The sequence below is a fragment of the Macrococcus lamae genome, from assembly GCF_004359545.1.
In the GTDB taxonomy this organism is placed as follows: domain Bacteria; phylum Bacillota; class Bacilli; order Staphylococcales; family Staphylococcaceae; genus Macrococcus; species Macrococcus lamae.
Map to the genome: position 1 here is coordinate 70,164 of NZ_SCWB01000007.1, position 19,663 is coordinate 89,826.

Annotated in this window: 20 protein-coding genes, 1 pseudogene and 1 other annotated feature; all 21 genes and pseudogenes read right to left on the reverse strand. The window is 42.8% G+C overall.

Annotation, left to right across the window (positions count from 1 at the left end):
• Positions 1 to 50: 50 nt before the first annotated feature.
• The 21 genes and pseudogenes from rpsG to ispF all read right to left on the reverse strand — a co-directional run bounded on the left by rpsG (position 51) and on the right by ispF (position 19,663).
• Entirely contained in the window at positions 51 to 521 is a 471-nt protein-coding gene (gene rpsG, locus ERX29_RS05310; protein ID WP_133443661.1) for a 30S ribosomal protein S7, read from the reverse strand.
• 80 nt (positions 522 to 601) lie between these two features.
• Positions 602 to 1,021, reverse strand: coding sequence for a 30S ribosomal protein S12 (gene rpsL, locus ERX29_RS05315; protein WP_133418110.1), 420 nt, complete (start codon positions 1,019 to 1,021; stop codon positions 602 to 604).
• 87 nt (positions 1,022 to 1,108) lie between these two features.
• Positions 1,109 to 1,363: a ribosomal L7Ae/L30e/S12e/Gadd45 family protein gene (locus tag ERX29_RS05320; RefSeq protein WP_133443662.1), complete on the reverse strand. Its 255-nt coding sequence runs from the start codon at positions 1,361 to 1,363 to the stop codon at positions 1,109 to 1,111.
• A gap of 117 nt (positions 1,364 to 1,480) precedes the next feature.
• Entirely contained in the window at positions 1,481 to 5,098 is a 3,618-nt protein-coding gene (rpoC, locus tag ERX29_RS05325) for a DNA-directed RNA polymerase subunit beta' (protein ID WP_133443663.1), read from the reverse strand.
• Between the two features lie 90 nt (positions 5,099 to 5,188).
• Positions 5,189 to 8,725 carry a DNA-directed RNA polymerase subunit beta gene (gene rpoB / locus ERX29_RS05330; RefSeq protein WP_133443664.1) on the reverse strand — a complete coding sequence of 1,179 codons (3,537 nt, stop codon included), beginning with the start codon at positions 8,723 to 8,725 and terminating at the stop codon, positions 5,189 to 5,191.
• A gap of 191 nt (positions 8,726 to 8,916) precedes the next feature.
• Entirely contained in the window at positions 8,917 to 9,516 is a 600-nt protein-coding gene (locus ERX29_RS05335) for a class I SAM-dependent methyltransferase (RefSeq protein WP_133443665.1), read from the reverse strand.
• A 76-nt stretch (positions 9,517 to 9,592) separates the two neighbouring features.
• Complete coding sequence (gene rplL / locus ERX29_RS05340) at positions 9,593 to 9,961, reverse strand: 50S ribosomal protein L7/L12 (protein ID WP_243719985.1); 369 nt, start codon at positions 9,959 to 9,961, stop codon at positions 9,593 to 9,595.
• Between the two features lie 132 nt (positions 9,962 to 10,093).
• Positions 10,094 to 10,579 (reverse strand): annotated as a pseudogene (gene rplJ, locus ERX29_RS05345) (50S ribosomal protein L10); the annotation flags it as partial.
• 35 nt (positions 10,580 to 10,614) lie between these two features.
• Positions 10,615 to 10,738: a sequence feature (ribosomal protein L10 leader region), on the reverse strand.
• Positions 10,739 to 10,772: 34 nt separating this feature from the next.
• On the reverse strand, positions 10,773 to 11,468 hold the full coding sequence (gene rplA, locus ERX29_RS05350; protein ID WP_133443668.1) for a 50S ribosomal protein L1: 696 nt from the start codon (positions 11,466 to 11,468) through the stop codon (positions 10,773 to 10,775).
• 106 nt (positions 11,469 to 11,574) lie between these two features.
• A complete protein-coding gene (gene rplK / locus ERX29_RS05355) occupies positions 11,575 to 11,997 on the reverse strand; it encodes a 50S ribosomal protein L11 (protein WP_133430571.1) in 423 nt (140 codons plus the stop codon).
• 149 nt (positions 11,998 to 12,146) lie between these two features.
• Positions 12,147 to 12,692, reverse strand: a complete 546-nt coding sequence (gene nusG, locus ERX29_RS05360) for a transcription termination/antitermination protein NusG (RefSeq protein WP_133443669.1) — start codon at positions 12,690 to 12,692, stop codon at positions 12,147 to 12,149.
• Positions 12,693 to 12,702: 10 nt separating this feature from the next.
• Positions 12,703 to 12,879, reverse strand: a complete 177-nt coding sequence (gene secE, locus ERX29_RS05365) for a preprotein translocase subunit SecE (protein ID WP_133443670.1) — start codon at positions 12,877 to 12,879, stop codon at positions 12,703 to 12,705.
• Positions 12,880 to 12,890: 11 nt separating this feature from the next.
• On the reverse strand, positions 12,891 to 13,031 hold the full coding sequence (gene rpmG / locus ERX29_RS05370) for a 50S ribosomal protein L33 (RefSeq protein ID WP_133443671.1): 141 nt from the start codon (positions 13,029 to 13,031) through the stop codon (positions 12,891 to 12,893).
• Positions 13,032 to 13,079: 48 nt separating this feature from the next.
• Entirely contained in the window at positions 13,080 to 13,703 is a 624-nt protein-coding gene (locus ERX29_RS05375; RefSeq protein WP_133443672.1) for a sigma-70 family RNA polymerase sigma factor, read from the reverse strand.
• An 83-nt stretch (positions 13,704 to 13,786) separates the two neighbouring features.
• Positions 13,787 to 14,308: an NYN domain-containing protein gene (locus ERX29_RS05380; protein ID WP_133443673.1), complete on the reverse strand. Its 522-nt coding sequence runs from the start codon at positions 14,306 to 14,308 to the stop codon at positions 13,787 to 13,789.
• Entirely contained in the window at positions 14,308 to 15,042 is a 735-nt protein-coding gene (rlmB, locus tag ERX29_RS05385; protein ID WP_133443674.1) for a 23S rRNA (guanosine(2251)-2'-O)-methyltransferase RlmB, read from the reverse strand. Before rlmB ends, ERX29_RS05380 begins: the two co-directional genes overlap by 1 nt.
• Positions 15,039 to 15,440: a Mini-ribonuclease 3 gene (locus ERX29_RS05390; protein ID WP_133443675.1), complete on the reverse strand. Its 402-nt coding sequence runs from the start codon at positions 15,438 to 15,440 to the stop codon at positions 15,039 to 15,041. Before ERX29_RS05390 ends, rlmB begins: the two co-directional genes overlap by 4 nt.
• A complete protein-coding gene (cysS, locus tag ERX29_RS05395; protein ID WP_133443676.1) occupies positions 15,433 to 16,827 on the reverse strand; it encodes a cysteine--tRNA ligase in 1,395 nt (464 codons plus the stop codon). Before cysS ends, ERX29_RS05390 begins: the two co-directional genes overlap by 8 nt.
• Positions 16,811 to 17,452 carry a serine O-acetyltransferase gene (cysE, locus tag ERX29_RS05400; protein ID WP_133443677.1) on the reverse strand — a complete coding sequence of 214 codons (642 nt, stop codon included), beginning with the start codon at positions 17,450 to 17,452 and terminating at the stop codon, positions 16,811 to 16,813. The genes cysS and cysE overlap by 17 nt, the downstream gene beginning before the upstream one ends.
• A 261-nt stretch (positions 17,453 to 17,713) precedes the next feature.
• Complete coding sequence (gltX, locus tag ERX29_RS05405) at positions 17,714 to 19,168, reverse strand: glutamate--tRNA ligase (RefSeq protein WP_133443678.1); 1,455 nt, start codon at positions 19,166 to 19,168, stop codon at positions 17,714 to 17,716.
• Positions 19,169 to 19,183: 15 nt separating this feature from the next.
• A complete protein-coding gene (ispF, locus tag ERX29_RS05410) occupies positions 19,184 to 19,663 on the reverse strand; it encodes a 2-C-methyl-D-erythritol 2,4-cyclodiphosphate synthase (protein WP_133443679.1) in 480 nt (159 codons plus the stop codon).

A 19,663-nucleotide genomic window follows, 5' to 3' on the forward strand; every position in this document is an offset into this window, starting at 1 on the left:
CCAATGGCATGCAGGAACCTAAGCCCCTGCTGCGATTGGTTACTTTCATCTTACCAACGGTAGTGAGCAAATGCTTTATTTGCTTCTGCCATTTTGTGAGTATCTTCACGCTTTTTAACAGCACCACCAGTGTTGTTAGCAGCATCCAGGATTTCATTAGCTAAACGCTCTTCCATAGTTTTTTCACCACGAAGACGTGAGTAGTTAACTAACCAGCGTAATCCTAAAGTTGTACGACGCTCAGCGCGTACTTCTACAGGTACTTGGTAGTTAGAACCACCGACACGGCGAGCTTTAACTTCTAATACAGGCATGATGTTATTGATAGCTTCTTCGAAAACTTCCATAGCATCACGACCTGAACGTTCTTGAACTAAATCGAACGCTGAATAAAGAATTTTTTGAGCAGTACCACGTTTACCATCGATCATAATTTTGTTGATTAATTTAGTAACCAATTTTGAGTTATGAATCGGATCCGGTAATACGTCTCTTTTTGCAACAGGTCCTTTACGAGGCATGAATAATATCCTCCTTCCACAGTATATTTGTTTGCTGATTTAGTGTCTAGCGGGACAGTAATATTTACATAAATGAAATATTATTTTTTAGCTTTAGGTTTTTTAGCACCGTATAATGAACGGCTTTGCATACGACCGTCAACACCTGAAGTATCTAACGCACCACGAACGATGTGGTAACGTACCCCTGGTAAATCTTTTACACGTCCACCACGAATAAGTACAACACTGTGTTCTTGTAAGTTGTGGCCGATACCAGGAATGTAAGCATTAACTTCGATATTATTTGATAAACGCACACGTGCATATTTACGTAACGCTGAGTTAGGTTTTTTAGGAGTCATTGTACCTACACGAGTACAAACACCACGTTTTTGTGGAGATGCAACATCTGTAGCTTTTTTCTTATGACTGTTGTAACCTTTGTTCAATGCAGGTGCAGTTGATTTTTTAATTTTTGAAGTACGAGGCTTCTTAACTAATTGGTTAATAGTAGGCATTTTAATTGTCCTCCTCTCTGGTCTTTAATTCCACACATCCAGGTGGTTCATTTTTTGGGTAAATAAAAATTTTGTAAGAATAATGGCTTACAAACCATCTTTCAAGTAAGCAGCGATCATCGCCTTCACTTGAATTCCGAACTGATTACCGAGCTCAAGACGAGACTCACTGAATGCAATTGGAACATGTTGCTCCTGTGCTAATAACAGCACATCGGTTAATAAGTGGATCTGAACATCCTTGGCAATCACAAGTGATGCAGCCTGATGATCTTTTAACGCCTTAAGGGTTTCCTTAAGACCCACTACATATTGATTAGAATGTACTTTTTCATTAGACATAAAATCCTCCAAAGCGCTTCTTCATCAACCTTAATTATTCTAACACCATTTAAGAGGCGTGTCAACAATATATGAATAAATAATAAGGACGGATCCAGCTAGGATCCGTCAATATCATTATTCTGTTACAAATGCTTCTTCCGGTTCAAATTCCGGCTTACCTTTTTCGTATTCAACGCCTGAATAGCGTCTCATACCAGTACCTGCTGGAATCAATTTACCGATAATAACGTTCTCTTTAAGTCCGAGTAAGTCATCACGTTTACCTTTAATCGCAGCATCCGTTAACACACGAGTTGTTTCCTGGAATGATGCAGCAGATAAGAAACTTTCTGTTTCAAGTGATGCTTTAGTAATACCCAGTAAGACTGGTTTCGCTGTCGCTGGACGTTTTCTGTTTTTGAATACTTCGCGGTTTGCATCTGTGAATACGTGAATATCAACAAGTGCACCCGGTAATAATTTCGTATCGCCTGCTTCAATGATGCGGACTTTACGTAACATCTGACGTACCATGACTTCAACGTGTTTATCAGAAATTTCTACCCCTTGCATACGGTAAACTTTCTGTACTTCTTTAAGCAGGTAGCTTTGAGTCGCATTCAGTCCTGCTACAGCAAGTAATTCTTTCGGTTCAATTGAACCTTCAGTCATGACTTCACCGCGGCTGACTTTCGTGCCGACTTCTACTTTCAGTCTAGCAGTTGCAGGTGCGAGGTACGGACGTACTTCGTTTTCACCTTTGACTTTGATTTCCTGCATGCGGTCTTTGACGATGTTGATTTCAATGACTTCACCATTGATTTCAGAGATGATCGCCTGACCTTTCGGATTACGCGCTTCGAATAGCTCCTGAATACGCGGTAAACCTTGTGTGATATCGGCTCCGGCTACCCCACCTGTATGGAATGTACGCATTGTAAGCTGTGTACCTGGTTCACCGATAGACTGAGCAGCGATTGTACCGACTGCTTCGCCGACTTCAACTTTTTCACCTGTTGCCAGGTTTTTACCGTAACATTTTTCACAGACACCATGACGTGTGTTACATGTGAATGCTGAACGGATGTGCATTTCTTCAATTCCTGCATCGACGATATTTTTAGCGATTTCAGCTGTGATCAGCTCGTTAGCACTCACTAAAATTTCTTTCGTTTCAGGATGACGCAATGTCTCGCGAGAGTAACGACCTTCAAGACGTTCAATGAACGGTTCAATCAGCTCTGAACCTTCTTTGATTGCAGAGACAGGTAACCCTCTATCTGTGCCACAGTCTGCTTCGCGGACGATGACATCCTGCGCCACGTCAACAAGACGACGAGTCAAGTAACCTGAGTCAGCTGTCTTAAGTGCTGTATCGGCAAGACCTTTACGCGCACCGTGAGTTGAGATGAAGTATTCAAGTACTGTCAGACCTTCACGGAATGAAGATTTGATCGGTAACTCGATGATACGACCAGCCGGGTTAGCCATCAGTCCACGCATACCCGCAAGCTGCGTAAAGTTAGATGCGTTACCACGGGCACCTGAGTCACTCATCATGAAGATCGGGTTCAAGTTATCAAGTGAGTTCATCAGTTTCGCCTGGATTTCGTCTTTCGCTTTCGTCCAGATATCGATGACTGCTGCATAACGTTCGCTTTCAGTAATCAGACCACGTGTGAACTGTTTCGTTACTTTATCAACTTTTTCTTCAGCTGCGCCGATAATTTCCTGTTTGTCAGGTAATACGACGATATCAGATACACCTACTGTGATACCTGCACGTGAAGAATATTTGAATCCTAAGTCTTTCATTCTATCAAGCATTGTTGATGTATCTGTAAAGTGGAACTTATTGAATACTTCAGCAATAACCTGTCCTAAGAACTTCTTGTTGAATGGTTTGACTAGGGGAGTATTTTCTAAATACTTCAGCAGTCCTTCTTCGGATAAATCAGTTGCTTTGATGAAGTAATGATCTGGTGTTTCTTCTTCAAGGTTTGATAATGTCGGCTCATTGATGTAAGGGAATGATTCCGGCATGATTTCATTGAAGATGACTTTACCGACCGTTGTCACAAGAAGTTTTGAATTCTGTTCTTCTGTGAACGTCGGGTTGTTGAACGCGCCTGCGCTCACTGCAATACGTGAATGCAGATGAACATAGCCATTTGTGTAAGCCATAATCACTTCGTTCGTATCTTTGAAAATCTTACCTTCTCCGATAGAACCTTTACGTTCAAGCGTTAAGTAATAGTTACCTAAGACCATATCTTGAGATGGTGTAACAACTGGTTTACCATCTTTAGGGTTCAGGATGTTCTGTGCAGCGAGCATCAGCATACGTGCTTCAGCCTGTGCTTCTTTAGATAATGGTACGTGAACGGCCATCTGGTCACCATCGAAATCGGCATTGTAAGCAGTTGTTACAAGCGGATGAAGACGGATTGCACGTCCTTCAACAAGTGTCGGTTCGAAGGCCTGAATACCTAATCTGTGAAGCGTCGGTGCACGGTTTAACAGAACCGGATGTTCACGGATAACGTCTTCTAGAACGTCCCATACTTCTGCATCCATACGTTCAATTTTACCTTTTGCGTTCTTGATGTTTGTTGCGATTTCACGTTCAACGAGTTCTTTCATAACGAACGGCTTGAAGAGTTCAAGCGCCATCTCTTTAGGAAGACCACATTGATACATTTTAAGGTTAGGACCTACGACGATAACTGAACGACCAGAGTAGTCAACACGTTTACCAAGTAAGTTCTGACGGAAACGACCTTGCTTACCTTTCAGCATATGAGACAGTGATTTCAAAGGACGGTTACCTGGTCCTGTTACCGGACGGCCACGACGACCATTATCAATGAGTGCATCAACTGCTTCCTGCAGCATACGTTTTTCATTCTGAACGATGATACCAGGAGCACCTAAGTCAAGTAAACGTTTCAGACGGTTGTTACGGTTGATGACACGACGATATAAATCGTTCAAGTCACTTGTCGCAAAACGTCCACCGTCAAGTTGAACCATCGGACGGATTTCCGGTGGAATAATCGGTAGAACATCTAAAATCATCCATGATGGATCATTTCCTGAGTTACGGAATGACTCAACCACTTCAAGACGTTTGATTGCTCTCGTTAAACGTTGTCCTGTTGCTGATTCTAATTCTTCACGAAGCGTTTTAAGTTCTGCATCAAGATCGATTGAAGTAAGAAGATCCTTGATAGCTTCAGCACCCATCTTCGCTGTGAACTGACCAGGGTATTTATCATAATACTCACGGTATTCGCGTTCAGATAGCAATGATTTCTTCTCAAGACCAGTCGGACCTGGATCTACAACAACATAAGATGCAAAGTAGATGACTTCTTCAAGAGAACGAGGAGAGATATCTAGCAATAAGCCCATACGGCTTGGAATGCCTTTGAAGTACCAGATATGAGATACAGGTGCTGCAAGTTCAATGTGGCCCATACGTTCACGACGTACTTTAGATTTAGTAACCTCTACGCCACAACGGTCACAGACCATTCCTTTATATCTGACACGTTTATATTTACCACAGCTACATTCCCAGTCTTTTGTAGGACCGAAAATCTTCTCACAGAATAAACCATCTCTTTCAGGTTTTAATGTACGGTAGTTAATTGTTTCCGGCTTTTTAACTTCACCAAAGCTCCATGAACGGATTTTTTCAGGTGAAGCGAGACCTATCTTCATGTAATGAAAGTTATTTACATCAATCAAAGCCCTACCTCCTCAAGTTTTATATTAATCAAGCCGGGCTGATATAATGCATCATCAGCCGGGCAATGTGTATCTTATTTAAGACAGTTATTATTCAGTGATTCGAGCTTCCTGCTGCTGATCAAGATTGATCTTATTATCGATGAAGTCGTCATCTTCCAGATCCCGCATTTCGATTTCTTCGTCTTTGTTATCCATGACTTTAACATCGAGTCCTAAACTTTGTAATTCTTTCATCAATACGCGGAATGATTCCGGAACACCAGGTTTAGGGATGTTTTCACCTTTAACAATCGCTTCGTATGTTTTCACACGTCCGACTGTATCATCTGATTTGTAAGTCAGGATTTCCTGTAATGTGTAAGCAGCACCGTAAGCTTCAAGTGCCCATACTTCCATCTCACCGAAACGCTGTCCACCGAACTGAGCTTTACCACCGAGCGGCTGCTGAGTAACAAGTGAGTAAGGACCTGTTGAACGCGCGTGAAGTTTATCGTCAACCATGTGCGCAAGTTTCAACATGTACATGACACCGACAGATACGCGGTTATCAAACGGCTCACCAGTACGACCATCATAAAGGACAGTCTTACCGTCACGAGCCATACCCGCTTCTTCGATTGTTGACCATACATCTTCATCGCTCGCTCCGTCAAAGACTGGAGAAGCAACGTGCAGACCTAAATACTTGGAAGCCATACCTAAGTGCAGCTCAAGAACCTGACCGATGTTCATACGTGATGGAACTCCAAGTGGGTTCAACATGATATCAATCGGTGTACCGTCTGGCATAAATGGCATATCTTCTTCAGGTAAAATACGTGAAATAACACCTTTGTTACCGTGACGACCACACATTTTATCTCCGACATGAATCTTACGTTTCTGTACGATGTAAACGCGGACTAACTGATTAACCCCTGGAGACAGCTCATCACCGTCTTCACGGTTGAAGACTTTGACGTCAAGAACAATACCACCGGCACCATGAGGAACACGCAGTGATGTATCGCGGACTTCACGGGCTTTTTCACCGAAGATTGCGTGCAGAAGACGTTCTTCAGCTGTCAGTTCAGTCACCCCTTTAGGTGTTACTTTACCGACCAGGATGTCGCCGTCTTTTACTTCAGCCCCGATGTAAACAATACCGCGGTCATCTAAGTTTTTAAGCGCGTTATCAGAGACGTTAGGAATATCACGAGTAATTTCCTCAGGTCCGAGTTTAGTATCACGGGCTTCTGATTCATATTCCTCAATATGAATAGAAGTATAGACGTCATCTTTGACAAGACGTTCGCTCATGATAACAGCATCCTCGTAGTTATAACCATCCCAAGTCATGAAACCGACAACGACGTTACGTCCAAGTGCCATCTCACCAAGTTCCATAGAAGGACCATCAGCTAAGATTTCACCTTTAGTGACAACGTCACCGACCGCAATGATTGGACGCTGGTTGTAACATGTTCCTGAGTTAGAACGTGTAAATTTAGATAATTTGTAAGTATCTAAATCAGTCTCGATTTCTTTGCCGTTTTCTTCAACAATACGGCGTACTTTGATTTGACGTGCTTCTACGTGCTCAACACGCCCTTTATATTTCGCAACAACTGCTGCACCTGAGTCACGGGCTGCAACGTGTTCCATACCTGTACCGACGAACGGTGCTTCAGGAATCATGAGCGGCACTGCTTGACGCTGCATGTTCGCACCCATCAGTGCACGGTTTGAGTCATCATTCTCTAGGAACGGGATACAAGCTGTAGCAGCAGATACGACCTGTTTCGGTGATACGTCCATATAGTCCATACGTTCACGTGCCATTGTCGTATTATCGCCACGGAAACGGCAGACGATTTCATCGTCAATGAAAGCACCGTTATCGTCAAGACGCGCATTTGCCTGTGCAACCACATAAGCATCTTCTTCGTCTGCTGTTAAGTAGTCGATCTGAGATGTCACTTGGTTCGTTTCAGGATCTACTTTACGGTAAGGTGTTTCGATGAATCCGAACTCATTGACACGCGCATAACTTGACAATGAGTTGATCAGACCGATGTTTGGTCCCTCTGGTGTTTCAATCGGACACATACGGCCATAGTGAGAGTAGTGAACGTCACGTACTTCCATGCCGGCACGCTCACGAGTCAGACCACCGGGTCCTAATGCAGATAGACGACGTTTATGCGTCAGCTCAGCGAGCGGATTTGCCTGGTCCATAAATTGAGATAACTGCGAGCTACCGAAGAATTCTTTAGTAGACGCAATGACTGGACGGATGTTGATCAGCTGCTGCGGTGTGATTGATTCTGTATCCTGGATACTCATACGTTCACGTACGACACGCTCCATACGAGACAATCCGATACGGAACTGGTTCTGTAACAGTTCACCGACTGAACGGAGACGACGATTACCTAAATGATCGATATCATCTGTATCGCCGACACCATGCAATAAATTGAAGAAATAGCTGATTGAAGCAACGATATCCGCTGGTGTGATGCATTTTACTTCATCATCAGGGAATGCATTACCAATGACTGTTGTTGTACGTTTTTCTTCATCACCAGGAATATAGACTTTAACAGACTGAATTTCTACAGGCTCGTCTAATAAACCGTTCTCAAGGTCATAGACTTTGCGGTTTGCGTTATTTTCAAGAACTTCCATAATGCTGTCAAGGTTACGACGGTCAAGAACTGTCCCTTCCTCAGCAACAATTTCACCGGACTCAACGTCAACAATCGGCTCAGCGAGTGTCTGATTGAACAGACGGTGTTTTAAATGGAGTTTTTTATTCATTTTATAACGACCGACGCTTGCTAAATCATAGCGTTTTGGGTCGAAGAAACGAGAATATAATAAGCTTCGGGCATTTTCCACTGTTGGCGGCTCGCCTGGACGTAAACGCTCATATATTTCGAGTAATGCTGTTTCTACTGAATCTGTGTTGTCTTTATCTAATGCATTACGCAAATATTCGCTCTCACCTAACAAATCAACGATTTCCTGATCGGATGAGAAACCTAGCGCACGTAACAGCACTGTGATCGGCAATTTACGCGTGCGGTCAATACGAACAAATACAACATCTTTTGCGTCTGTTTCATATTCCAGCCAAGCACCACGGTTAGGGATAACTGTTGCACCAAAACTTACTTTACCGTTCTTATCAACTTTGTCATTGAAATAGACGGACGGTGAACGCACTAATTGAGAAACAATGACACGTTCTGCCCCGTTGATCACGAAAGTACCAGTGTCTGTCATAATCGGGAAATCTCCCATGAAGACTTCTTGTTCTTTCACTTCACCAGTTTCCTTGATAATCAGTCGAACTTTGACACGGAGCGGCTTAGAATAAGTAGCATCATGATTTTTAGCTTCATCTAAATCATACTTGGGTTCACCCAATTTATAATCGACGAATTCTAAAGAAAGATTACCTGTGAAGTCCTCAATCGGAGAAATGTCACGGAACATTTCAAGAAGACCTTCTTTAAGGAACCATTCATAAGACTTAGTTTGAATCTCAATTAAGTTCGGTAGTTCTAAAATTTCGGAGATACGCGCGTAACTTCTACGTTTGCGGTGTCGTCCATACTGGATAAGTTGACCTGTCAACAGATTCACCCCTCAAAAATTGTGGTTACCTTACTCTCTGACAGACATAAGACAAAAAGAAAACGGAATCCAAACAAACCCCATTTTCGTTTTTTATAGACTTAGTTCTGCCAAATTTTAGCTAGAAAAGTACACACTTATTGAATTTAAATTTTTACATTCTATTACTATAACAGACTGACCCTGTCAGGTCAACCTTTCACACTCTTTAAAATATAATAACCTTTGTCTTTAGTGACGACTTCTACGTTGCCAAATAAACCAGCCATACGTTTCTTAGCAGACGGCATACCCTGCTTCTTCTGAATGACGACGAACAGTGCACCATTCTCGTTCAAGTGGTCAATGCTCTGATCAATAATTTTGTTCACCACATCTTTACCTGCACGGATCGGCGGGTTAGTAAGTATTGCATCGAAAGCATTCTGAACAGCATCAAGTGCATCACTTTTGTAAATCGCTACATTATCGATTTTATTAGTTTTCTGATTTTCTTCGGCCAGACTGAGTGCACGTGCATTGACATCAACCATCTCAACCGTACTCATCTGACTGGCTTTAGCAACCATCAGACCGATCGGCCCGTAACCGCAGCCGACATCGAGAACGCGAGTATAGTGACGGGAGTCCTTGAGGTACGCTCTGACCAGGACGTCAGATCCATAATCAATGCCTCCCTTAGAAAACACACCGCTATCTGTCTTCAGCTCCAGGTTGTAATCATCGTAGCGATAAGTGAACGAGGACGGATTTGATTCAACATCCTGTTCTTCACTGTAATAATGGCTCATCATTAACCTCCACAGATTAATTAATAAAAAAGAAACCCGTTATCAATAATAACGGGTTTTAAATGGAAGTGACAAATTATTTAACTTCTACTACTGCGCCAGCTTCTTCTAATTTAGCTTTTAATTCTTCAGCTTCGTCTTTAGAAACAGCTTCTTTAATAGTTTTTGGAGCGTTGTCTACTAAGTCTTTAGCGTCTTTCAAGCCAAGACCAGTTGCTTCTTTAACAGCTTTAACAACTTTGATTTTTGAAGCGCCAGCAGATACTAATTCTACGTTGAATTCAGTTTGCTCAGCTTCAGCAGCGCCGCCGCCAGCTGCACCAGCTGCTGCTACAGGAGCTGCTGCTGTTACACCAAATTCTTCTTCAATAGCTTTTACTAAGTCGTTTAATTCTAAAACTGACATTTCTTTGATTGCATCGATGATTTGTTCTTTAGTCATGATATTATTTCCTCCGTTTTTTAATAGTTTAGTTTATGCTTCTGGTGTTTCAGTTGTTTCTGCTGCAGGAGCTTCTGTTGCTTCTGCTGTTTCAGTTGCAGGAGTTTCAGCTGGTGCTGCTGCTTCTGTACCTGTATCTTTTTGTTCGCCGACTGCTTTAACCGCATAAGCGAAGTTTCTCATTGGTGCTTGTAATACTGAAAGAACCATTGAGATAAGACCTTCTTTTGAAGGAAGTGAAGCGATTGCTTTAACTTCTGCGTCTGTAGTTACTTTACCTTCGATGATACCTGCTTTAATTTCTAATTTCTCGTTTGTTTTCGCGAAATCAGCAATAATTTTAGCAGGTGCAACAACTTCCTCGTTAGAGAATGCGATAGCGTTAGGGCCTGTAAGGAATTCTTCAATTCCTTCAACACCTGCAGCTTGAGCCGCACGACGTACCATCGTATTTTTGTATACGTGGAATTCGATGCCTGCTTCACGAAGTTGTTTACGTAGTTCAGTTACTTGCGCAACTGTTAAACCACGATAGTCAACAATAATTGTAGATACTGAGTTTTTGAACTGCTCAGTGATCACTTCAGTTTTTTGTTGTTTAAGTTCAACTGCTTTAGACATTATGACACCTCCATTTAGATTTTCGTGCTTTTCTAATATGAATTAAAAAAGCACTTTTCACCCATGGTAAAAAGTGCTTGAAGATTCAAGTCAATTTTCACCTCGGCAGGATGATTAAGCTGACGCCCCTGCTGTCTTAGGTTATGAACACAAAGTACACTATAACGTGCAATTTGTAATCTGTCAATAAAAATTAGTTACGGATTTCGCTTGGGTCTACTTTAATACCAGGGCCCATCGTTGTTGAAACCGCGACTGTTTTGAAGTAAGTTCCTTTAGATGATGCTGGTTTAGCTTTAGCTAACACGTCTTTAAGAGTGTTGAAGTTTTCCACTAATTTAGCATCGTCAAATGATACTTTACCGATTGCTGCATGTACGATACCAGATTTCTCAGCACGGTATTCTACTTTACCAGCTTTGATTTCCTGAACCGCTTTAGTAACGTCCATTGTCACAGTACCAGTTTTAGGGTTTGGCATTAAACCTTTAGGTCCTAAGACACGTCCAAGTTTACCAACTTCACCCATCATGTCAGGTGTTGCAACGATAACATCGAAATCGAACCAGCCTTGGTTGATTTTGTTGATGTATTCAGTATCACCAGCGTAGTCAGCACCTGCTGCTTCAGCTTCTTTTAATTTTTCGCCTTTAGCGAATACTAATACGCGCTGAGTTTTACCAGTACCGTTTGGCAGTACTACTGCACCACGGATCTGCTGATCATTTTTACGAGTGTCGATTCCTAAACGGAATGCAACTTCAACTGAAGCGTCGAAGTTAACAGTGCTTGTTTCTTTTGCAAGTTTGATTGCTTCTTCTACTGAGTAGAAAGATGCGCGATCAACTTTTTGAGCGGCTTCTTGATACTTTTTACCTTTTTTAGCCATTGTTTATTTTCCTCCTTATAGTGGTTTTAGCGGAATTTCCTCCCACGTTTGCACTGCAGAACAATGCAAGAGCAGACGTCATGACGTCTGCTTTAAAAAACATTTATTATTTGATTTCGAATCCCATGCTGCGAGCTGTACCTGCGATTATACGCATTGCTGCTTCAACGCTTGCTGCGTTCAAGTCTTCCATTTTTTCTTCAGCAATTTGACGTACTTGGTCTTCAGATACTGTAGCAACTTTGTTTTTATTAGGTTCGCCTGAACCTTTTTCAACTTTAGCTGCTTTTTTAAGCAATACTGCTGCAGGTGGAGTTTTAGTGATAAATGTAAATGAACGGTCTTCAAATACAGAAATTTCAACTGGAATGATTAAACCTGCCTGCTCTTGTGTACGTGCGTTAAATTCTTTACAGAATCCCATGATGTTTACACCCGCTTGACCTAATGCTGGACCAACCGGTGGAGCTGGATTAGCTTTACCTGCAGGGATTTGCAATTTAACAACTTTGATTACTTTTTTAGCCACGATGTGCACCTCCTATAATATCGTGATGTGGTCACAGGGTATGATATTTACCCTCCCACTCAAACAACGTGCATAGCACGACCCTAAAATAATAGCATTTTTAAGAGTCGTTTGCAAGTGTATTTTTACTTTTAATTTTTAATTGATGATTATAATTTTTCGACTTGATCAAATTCTACTTCTACCGGTGTTTCACGGCCGAACATATCAACCAGTACAGTCAATTTGTATTTCTCAGCATCAAGTTCTTTTATTTCGCCGACCTGGTTAGTGAATGGTCCAGATGTCACACGCACCTGTTCACCGATTTCCAGTTCAACATCGATTGTTTTTTCAGCCATACCCATTGATTTCAGGATGAATCTTGCTTCATCCGGCAGTAATGGATTAGGTTTTGAACCTGCACCAGCAGACCCGACAAAGCCTGTCACACCTGGTGTATTACGTACAACGTACCATGATTCGTCTGTCATCACCAGTTCAACAAGCACGTAGCCTGGGAATGTCTTTTTAAGTGACGTTTTCTTTTTACCATCTTTAATCGTTGTTTCTTCTTCTTCAGGAATCACAACGCGGAAGATTTGGTCCTGCATGTTCATCGATTCCAGACGCTTCTCCAGATTGTCCTTCACTTTGTTTTCGTATCCGGAGTAGGTATGGACTGCATACCAATGTTTTGTAGTTTCTTCAGACATAATGTGCCTCCTAATTAATTAGCTTGATGAGTTCTGTAATTCCCATGTCGATTGCAAAGAAAAATAAAATAAAGAACAATACAGTCAATACAACGATCGTCGTATCACGTACTACTTCTTTGCCAGTCGGCCATGACGTCTTCTTCATTTCCGAGACAACGCCCTGGAAGAAGTTTTCTTTCTGCATGTTAAAGCCTCCTATAGAGATTCCTTATGAATCGTATGTGCATCGCATGTCTTGCAGTATTTCTTAAGTTCCATGCGAATGATTGAATCTTTTTTTGCCACCGTGTAATTGCGACTGCCGCAAACCGAACAATTTAATGCTGCTTTCTTCAATGAGGTTCACCTTAATCCTATTTAATATACAAAGTAAAGTTTCACTTGTCAACGCATCAAATGACTCAGTACCTTTTGTTTCAACCGTTGGTGCGCATTTCTGACGATGCGTTCTGCGCGGTCTTCCAGAATAGAAATTTCACTCAATGTCAGTCCTGCCAGCAGATGTTTTGCCATACGGTATTCCAATGGACTGAGACCAAGTGTCACGGGATTAATCTGTTCAGATAATTCCTTGTAAATACTGATGGACTCAGGAGAAGCCTGCGAATAATCACCCAGTTCTTCTTTAAGTGTCCGTCCTTCGTCTGCCGACAGCGGCGCATCCAGACTGACAACAGGAATCCGCGTTCTTTGCTTCTCTTTTCGGATCCAGTCGATAATCCGATACTGCAGCAATCTCAAGTAATACGGTTTAAATGTATCACACTTTGCGCTGTCATAGTCAATGGCGGCATGGTAGAGCAGAATGAGCGCTTCCTGATATAACTCATCTCCATCTATACGACTATGCCTGCTCAGATAAGTAAGAATTAACAGTCGCATGCGGACGACCAGCAGCTCAAATGACTGTTCACTGCCACATTTGATTTCCGCCACAAGTTCTTCATCTGTCTTAGTCTCGTACAGTTCTTCTGTCTCGAATAATATAAATGTCAGAGCTTTAAACAAAAGTTAACACCTCACAGTAGTATTAACTTGAGTTTACAACAGATTGTCAAATATCGACAAGTCCTTCTCATGAAATAATAAATTTACTCATCCAGACCGCGTCTTAATCGTTCTAGACGCAGTTTTGTTTCCTCATCGATATCAATTCTTGTTCTTGGCTTGAAAGTATTCATCTCTTTCATATCCTGTTCAAGAAGCTCTTTATCCTCATCCAGCTCTGTCAGGAATTCACGGGATGAGATGCGCAGCGCTCCTGTTCCAAAAATGGCATGCTGTTCAGACAAGTCACTTGTTACGACTGTAATACGTGTAATGTGCTTATCGTATAAATCATAGACGAGACGTTCAATAACTGAGTCAGCTGTTTCCTTTTCTCTTGAGTAGATGATTTTGACGCCATGAAACCATTCTGTTGATTCTGCCCGCTTCACATCATAGGCATCAAATACACAGATCAGTTCCCCCTGCTGTCTTGCATCATAGTTGACAAGGTCCAGCAGCAGCGCTTTACGAGCTTCCTCGAGTGATTCAAGTGCGAGCGCTTTTAAGTGCTCACTTTGTCCGATGACATTGTAACCATCTACTATGGTATAAAATTCTTTCATCAGTCGATGGTATTTCGCTTTCGATAGACTTCATACATCAACAGACCAGCAGCGACTGATGCATTTAAGCTATTGACATGACCAACCATCGGCAGATGTACAAGGAAGTCACACTTCTCTTTGACTAGCCTGCTCATTCCCTCTCCTTCAGAACCGATGACAATAGCAAGCGGCATATCCGCTTCCATTTTGCGGTAATCGACAGATTTCTTCGCATCAGTTCCGCAGACCCAGAACCCGTGCTCTTTCAGACGATCAATGGTCTGCGCAAGATTTGTCACACGCATTACCGGAACATGCTCGATCGCCCCTGTTGAGGCTTTTACTACTGTTGAGTTCAGCGTGACAGAACGGCGTTTAGGAATAATAATTCCATCCACTCCGATGGCATCTGCTGTCCGGATAATGGATCCCAGATTGTGCGGATCTTCCAACCCGTCCAGAATCATGACAGTAGCCGTTTTACCCTTTACCGCCTCTAAAAAATCTTCAAGCTCTGTATAATCGTATGGCGAAATCTGTGCAGCAATGCCTTGATGCGGAACATCGCTCATCTGATCAAGCTTGCTCTTTGGTACTTGCTGAACCATGATTTTACGGTCTTTCAGCAAGTCAAGAATCGGTTTAATCTGCTGCTTATTGATGCCCTCCTGAATAAACACTTTGTTGATTTCACGGTCAGAGGATACTGCGCTCTTCACTGCATGTCTGCCGACGATAATATCTTCGTTCATCTGCGTTCCCTCTCTTCGCACAGCGCCACTATTTTAATAAGTAGTTCTTGAAGACGCGCTTCTTCACCTGCGAGCTGCAGGTAGCCGATGACTGCTTCTAAACCAGTACTTTTCTTATATGTGACGACATCTGTATTTTTTGCTTTCGTATGACTCTTGGCATTGCGGCCGCGCATCAGTATGTCCTGTTCCTGCTCGTTGAAATACTGCTCTGCCAGCAGTGCATCGTATGTCTCTGCCTGACTTTTTGCTGAGACATAGAACGTTGCTGCACGATGCAGTGCATTAGGTTTCGCCTGCAGCTTCATGATGACGTGCTGTCTGACATGCAAGTCCAGTATCGCATCTCCTAGATAGGCAAGCGTCAGCGGATTATAGAGATTCGCTGCATTAACCACGACGGAATCTCACACCTTGCGCAGTATCTTCGAGGATGATGTTCTGCTCTTTCAATAAATCCCGGATTTCATCTGCACGTTTGAAGTCTTTACTCGCCCGCGCCTCCTGCCGTTCTTCAATCAGACGCTCAACCTCTTCGTCAAGAAGACCGTTGTCTTCCTGCAAATCAACTCCAAGTACTTCGCTCATTATGCCGAATACTTCAATGAACCGCTCAATGACTTTCAGATCAGTTGAAGTATTAGCGTTATAGACGTTGGCAAGCTTGGCCAGTTCATACCAGCTTGTTACCGCATTTGCAGTATTAAAGTCATCGTCCATTGCTTCTTCAAATCTGCCGAGGATCGCATCGATGTCAGCTATTATTTCCTGATGAGAGACCACATCAACAGAAATACGCTTTCGTTCTACAAGTGCCTGATAAGCATTTTGAATTCTTTCAAGTCCGGATTTAGCTGAGTTGACCAGTTCCATATTGTAATTAATCGGATTGCGGTAATGGACGCTGATCATAAAGAACCTGAGCACGTTCGGATTGATTTGTTTTATAATATCATGCACGAGAATGAAGTTACCGAGCGACTTACTCATCTTCTCATTGTCGATATTGATGAAGCCATTATGCAGCCAGTAATGGGCAAATGATGTATCGTTATGCGCCTCAGACTGAGCAATTTCATTTTCGTGGTGAGGGAACGTCAAATCGCTGCCCCCTGCATGTATGTCAATGGTATCGCCTAAATGTTTACGAGCCATCACTGAACACTCAATATGCCACCCTGGACGACCTTCTCCCCACGGGCTGTTCCATTTGATCTCGTCCGGTTTCGCTGCTTTCCATAGCGCAAAGTCGAGTGCATCTTCTTTCAGTTCTCCTTGCTGGATACGCGCACCGACTTTCAGCTCATCAATCGACTGCTGACTGAGTTTGCCGTAACCATCAAACTTGCGTGTTCTGAAATAGACATCGCCGCCATTTGCATAAGCATAACCTTTGTCAATCAGCACTTGAATGAAGTCGACAATGTCGTCCATGTGATCCATCACTCGCGGATGAACGGTCGCTGTCTTACAGTTCAGCGCATGGGTGTCCTCAAAATACGCCTTAATGAAGCGGTCCGCGACTTCCGGAACAGTTTCACCCAGTTCATTTGCTGTGCGAATCAGTTTATCATCCACATCCGTAAAGTTTGAGACATAATTGACATCATAACCTTTATATTCAAAGTAGCGGCGAACCACATCAAAGCTGATGGCAGGACGCGCATTACCGATATGAATATAGTTGTAGACTGTCGGTCCGCACACATACATGCTGACTTTTCCTTCTTCGATCGGAACAAAAGGCTCTTTTTTTCGCGTTAATGTGTTATATAACGTAATCATCTTTAATCTCTCCATTTCTAGTCGCTTCTATTTGGCGTTCCAGTTCTTTCAGTTTTTCGAATACCGGATCCGGAAGATCGGTATGCTCAAAGCTTTTTCCGACTTTTCTTCCGTCTTGTCTGACGATTCTTCCAGGGATGCCGACAACTGTCGTACAGTCAGGTACATTTTTTAGCACTACTGAATTTGAACCGATATTGACATTGTTTCCCACTTGAATGTTGCCGAGCACTTTCGCTCCGGCAGCAATGAGTACATTATCGCCGATATCAGGGTGGCGTTTCCCGCGTTCCTTGCCGGTACCACCGAGTGTCACTCCCTGATATATCGTCACGTTATTGCCAATTGTACACGTCTCACCGATGACTACACCCATACCATGATCGATGAATAGTCTTTTCCCGATAGTTGCTCCCGGATGGATTTCAATCCCTGTGAAGAAGCGGGATACTTGACTGATCACTCTTGATATAAAAAACAACCGCCTGTTAAAAAACCAGTGAGCAACAAGATGCCACCATACCGCATGCAGACCAGAGTATGTCAGAAAAACTTCCAGACCGCTGCGGGCAGCCGGATCCTGTTCAAATACCATGGCAACGTCATCTTTAATACGTCCTAACATCGCGTTCCTCTCTTTCCATGAAATATAAAAGACACCTCTGACATGTGTCAGAGGTGTCTAAATTAATAAACACGGTTCCACTCTTCATTAATGATTATTATCATTCACTCATTAAAGTTATGAAATTAAACAACGGAAGGTGCATTCAATTATGCCAGTACGCCCTTTCACCAGCCGGACGCTCTCTAAGTGTATGACACAATTTACTCTGTCTTCCTGATTAAGTTCTATTATAATGTGTTTTAATTAAATATCAAGCACTTAAGCACAATAAGGTGCGATTCGTGCCAGCACTTTGTCTTTGCCGAGTAGTTCAATCGTGTTCGGCAATTCAGGACCATGTGTCTGACCTGATACGGCGACACGGATCGGCATAAATAAATTTTTGCCTTTAATGCCCGTTTCCTTCTGCACAGCTTTAATCGCTGCTTTCACTGATGCGGCATCAAATGTTTCGAGTGCTTCTAGTCTCGCAGAGAGCGCTCGCATCAGTTCAGGAACCTGCTCCCCGTTCACCACTTCTGTCGCTTCTTCGCTCAATGTCAATTCTTCTTTGAAGAACAGTTCAGATAGCTCGACAATCTCACCGGCATAACTCATCTGCTGCTGATATAGTTCAACGAGACTCTTCGCCCACGTTAATTCATCAGGTGTCGGATGCTCCGGCACAAGACCGGCTTTTTTCATATGCGGCAGCGTCATGTCAAACACTGTGTCCAGATCTTTTTCCTTCATGTACTGGTTATTGATCCATGCGAGTTTCACTTTGTCGAAAAAGGCCGGTGATTTGCTCAGACGGTTTTCATCGAACATCTCAATGAACTGCTCTTTAGAGAAAATCTCATCTTCACCGACTGGAGACCAGCCGAGCAGCCCGATGAAGTTGAATAGTGCTTCCGGCAAATAACCGAGATCGTGATACTGCTCAATGAACTGGATGATAGAGCCGTCCCGTTTAGATAACTTTTTCCGTTCTTCATTAACGATCAGCGTCATATGGCCGAATACCGGGATATCATAGCCTAGCGCTTCATAGATCATCATTTGTTTTGGTGTGTTTGAAATATGATCATCGCCGCGGATGACGTGTGTGATAGCCATAAAGTGGTCATCGACCGCTACTGCAAAGTTATAAGTCGGGATGCCATCCTTTTTCAGAATCACCCAGTCACCGATGCCGTCAGATTCAAATGATACTTCACCTTTAACCATATCATTGAATGTATAGACTTTACCTTGTGGTACACGGAAACGGATACTCGGCTTGCGGCCTTCAGCGATAAAAGCATCTTCCTGGTCTTTCGTTAAATGCGCATGCTGACCACCGTATCTCGGCATTTCACCGTGGGCGATCTGCGCCTCGCGTTCTGCTTCCAGCTCTTCAGATGTCATATAGCAGCGGTACGCTTTATCTTCTGCCAGCAACTGCTCAATAATCGGATTATAGATGTCGCCGCGTTCAGACTGACGATAAGGACCATAACCACCGTCCTTATCAACTGACTCATCCCATTCAATACCCAGCCACTTTAAGTAGCGCAGCTGTGACTCTTCACCGCCTTCAACATTACGTGCCGTATCTGTATCTTCAATACGGACGATAAAATCGCCGCCATGATGTTTTGCAAATAAATAGTTGAATAACGCTGTACGCGCATTACCGATATGAAGGAAACCTGTAGGTGAAGGTGCATATCTCACTCTTACTTTATCCATGTTTGTCACTCCAATTTAATTATTCTTCGTTAATAATACCACAGCTTGTGCGGCAATTCCTTCTTCTCTTCCTAAAAAGCCCATCTTCTCAGAAGTCGTTGCTTTAATATTTACTTGATCAATATCGACTGCCAGAAGCTCACTGATGATACGGCGCATTTCATCGATATGTGGTCTGAATTTCGGACGTTCTGCCACAATGGTCGCATCTACGTTACCGATGATATAACCTTTAGCTGTTACTTCATTGTAAGATTCCTGCAAAAGAATTTTTGAATCAGCATCTTTGAACGCAGCATCTGTATCCGGGAACAATTTACCGATATCTCCGAGTGCCGCGGCACCGAGCATGGCATCAGTAATTGCATGCAGCAGTACATCTGCGTCACTATGTCCAAGCAGTCCCTGATCATGAGGAATTTCAAGACCGCCGATTATCAATTTTCTGTCATCAGCAAGCTGGTGGACATCGTAGCCAAAGCCTATTCTAAACAT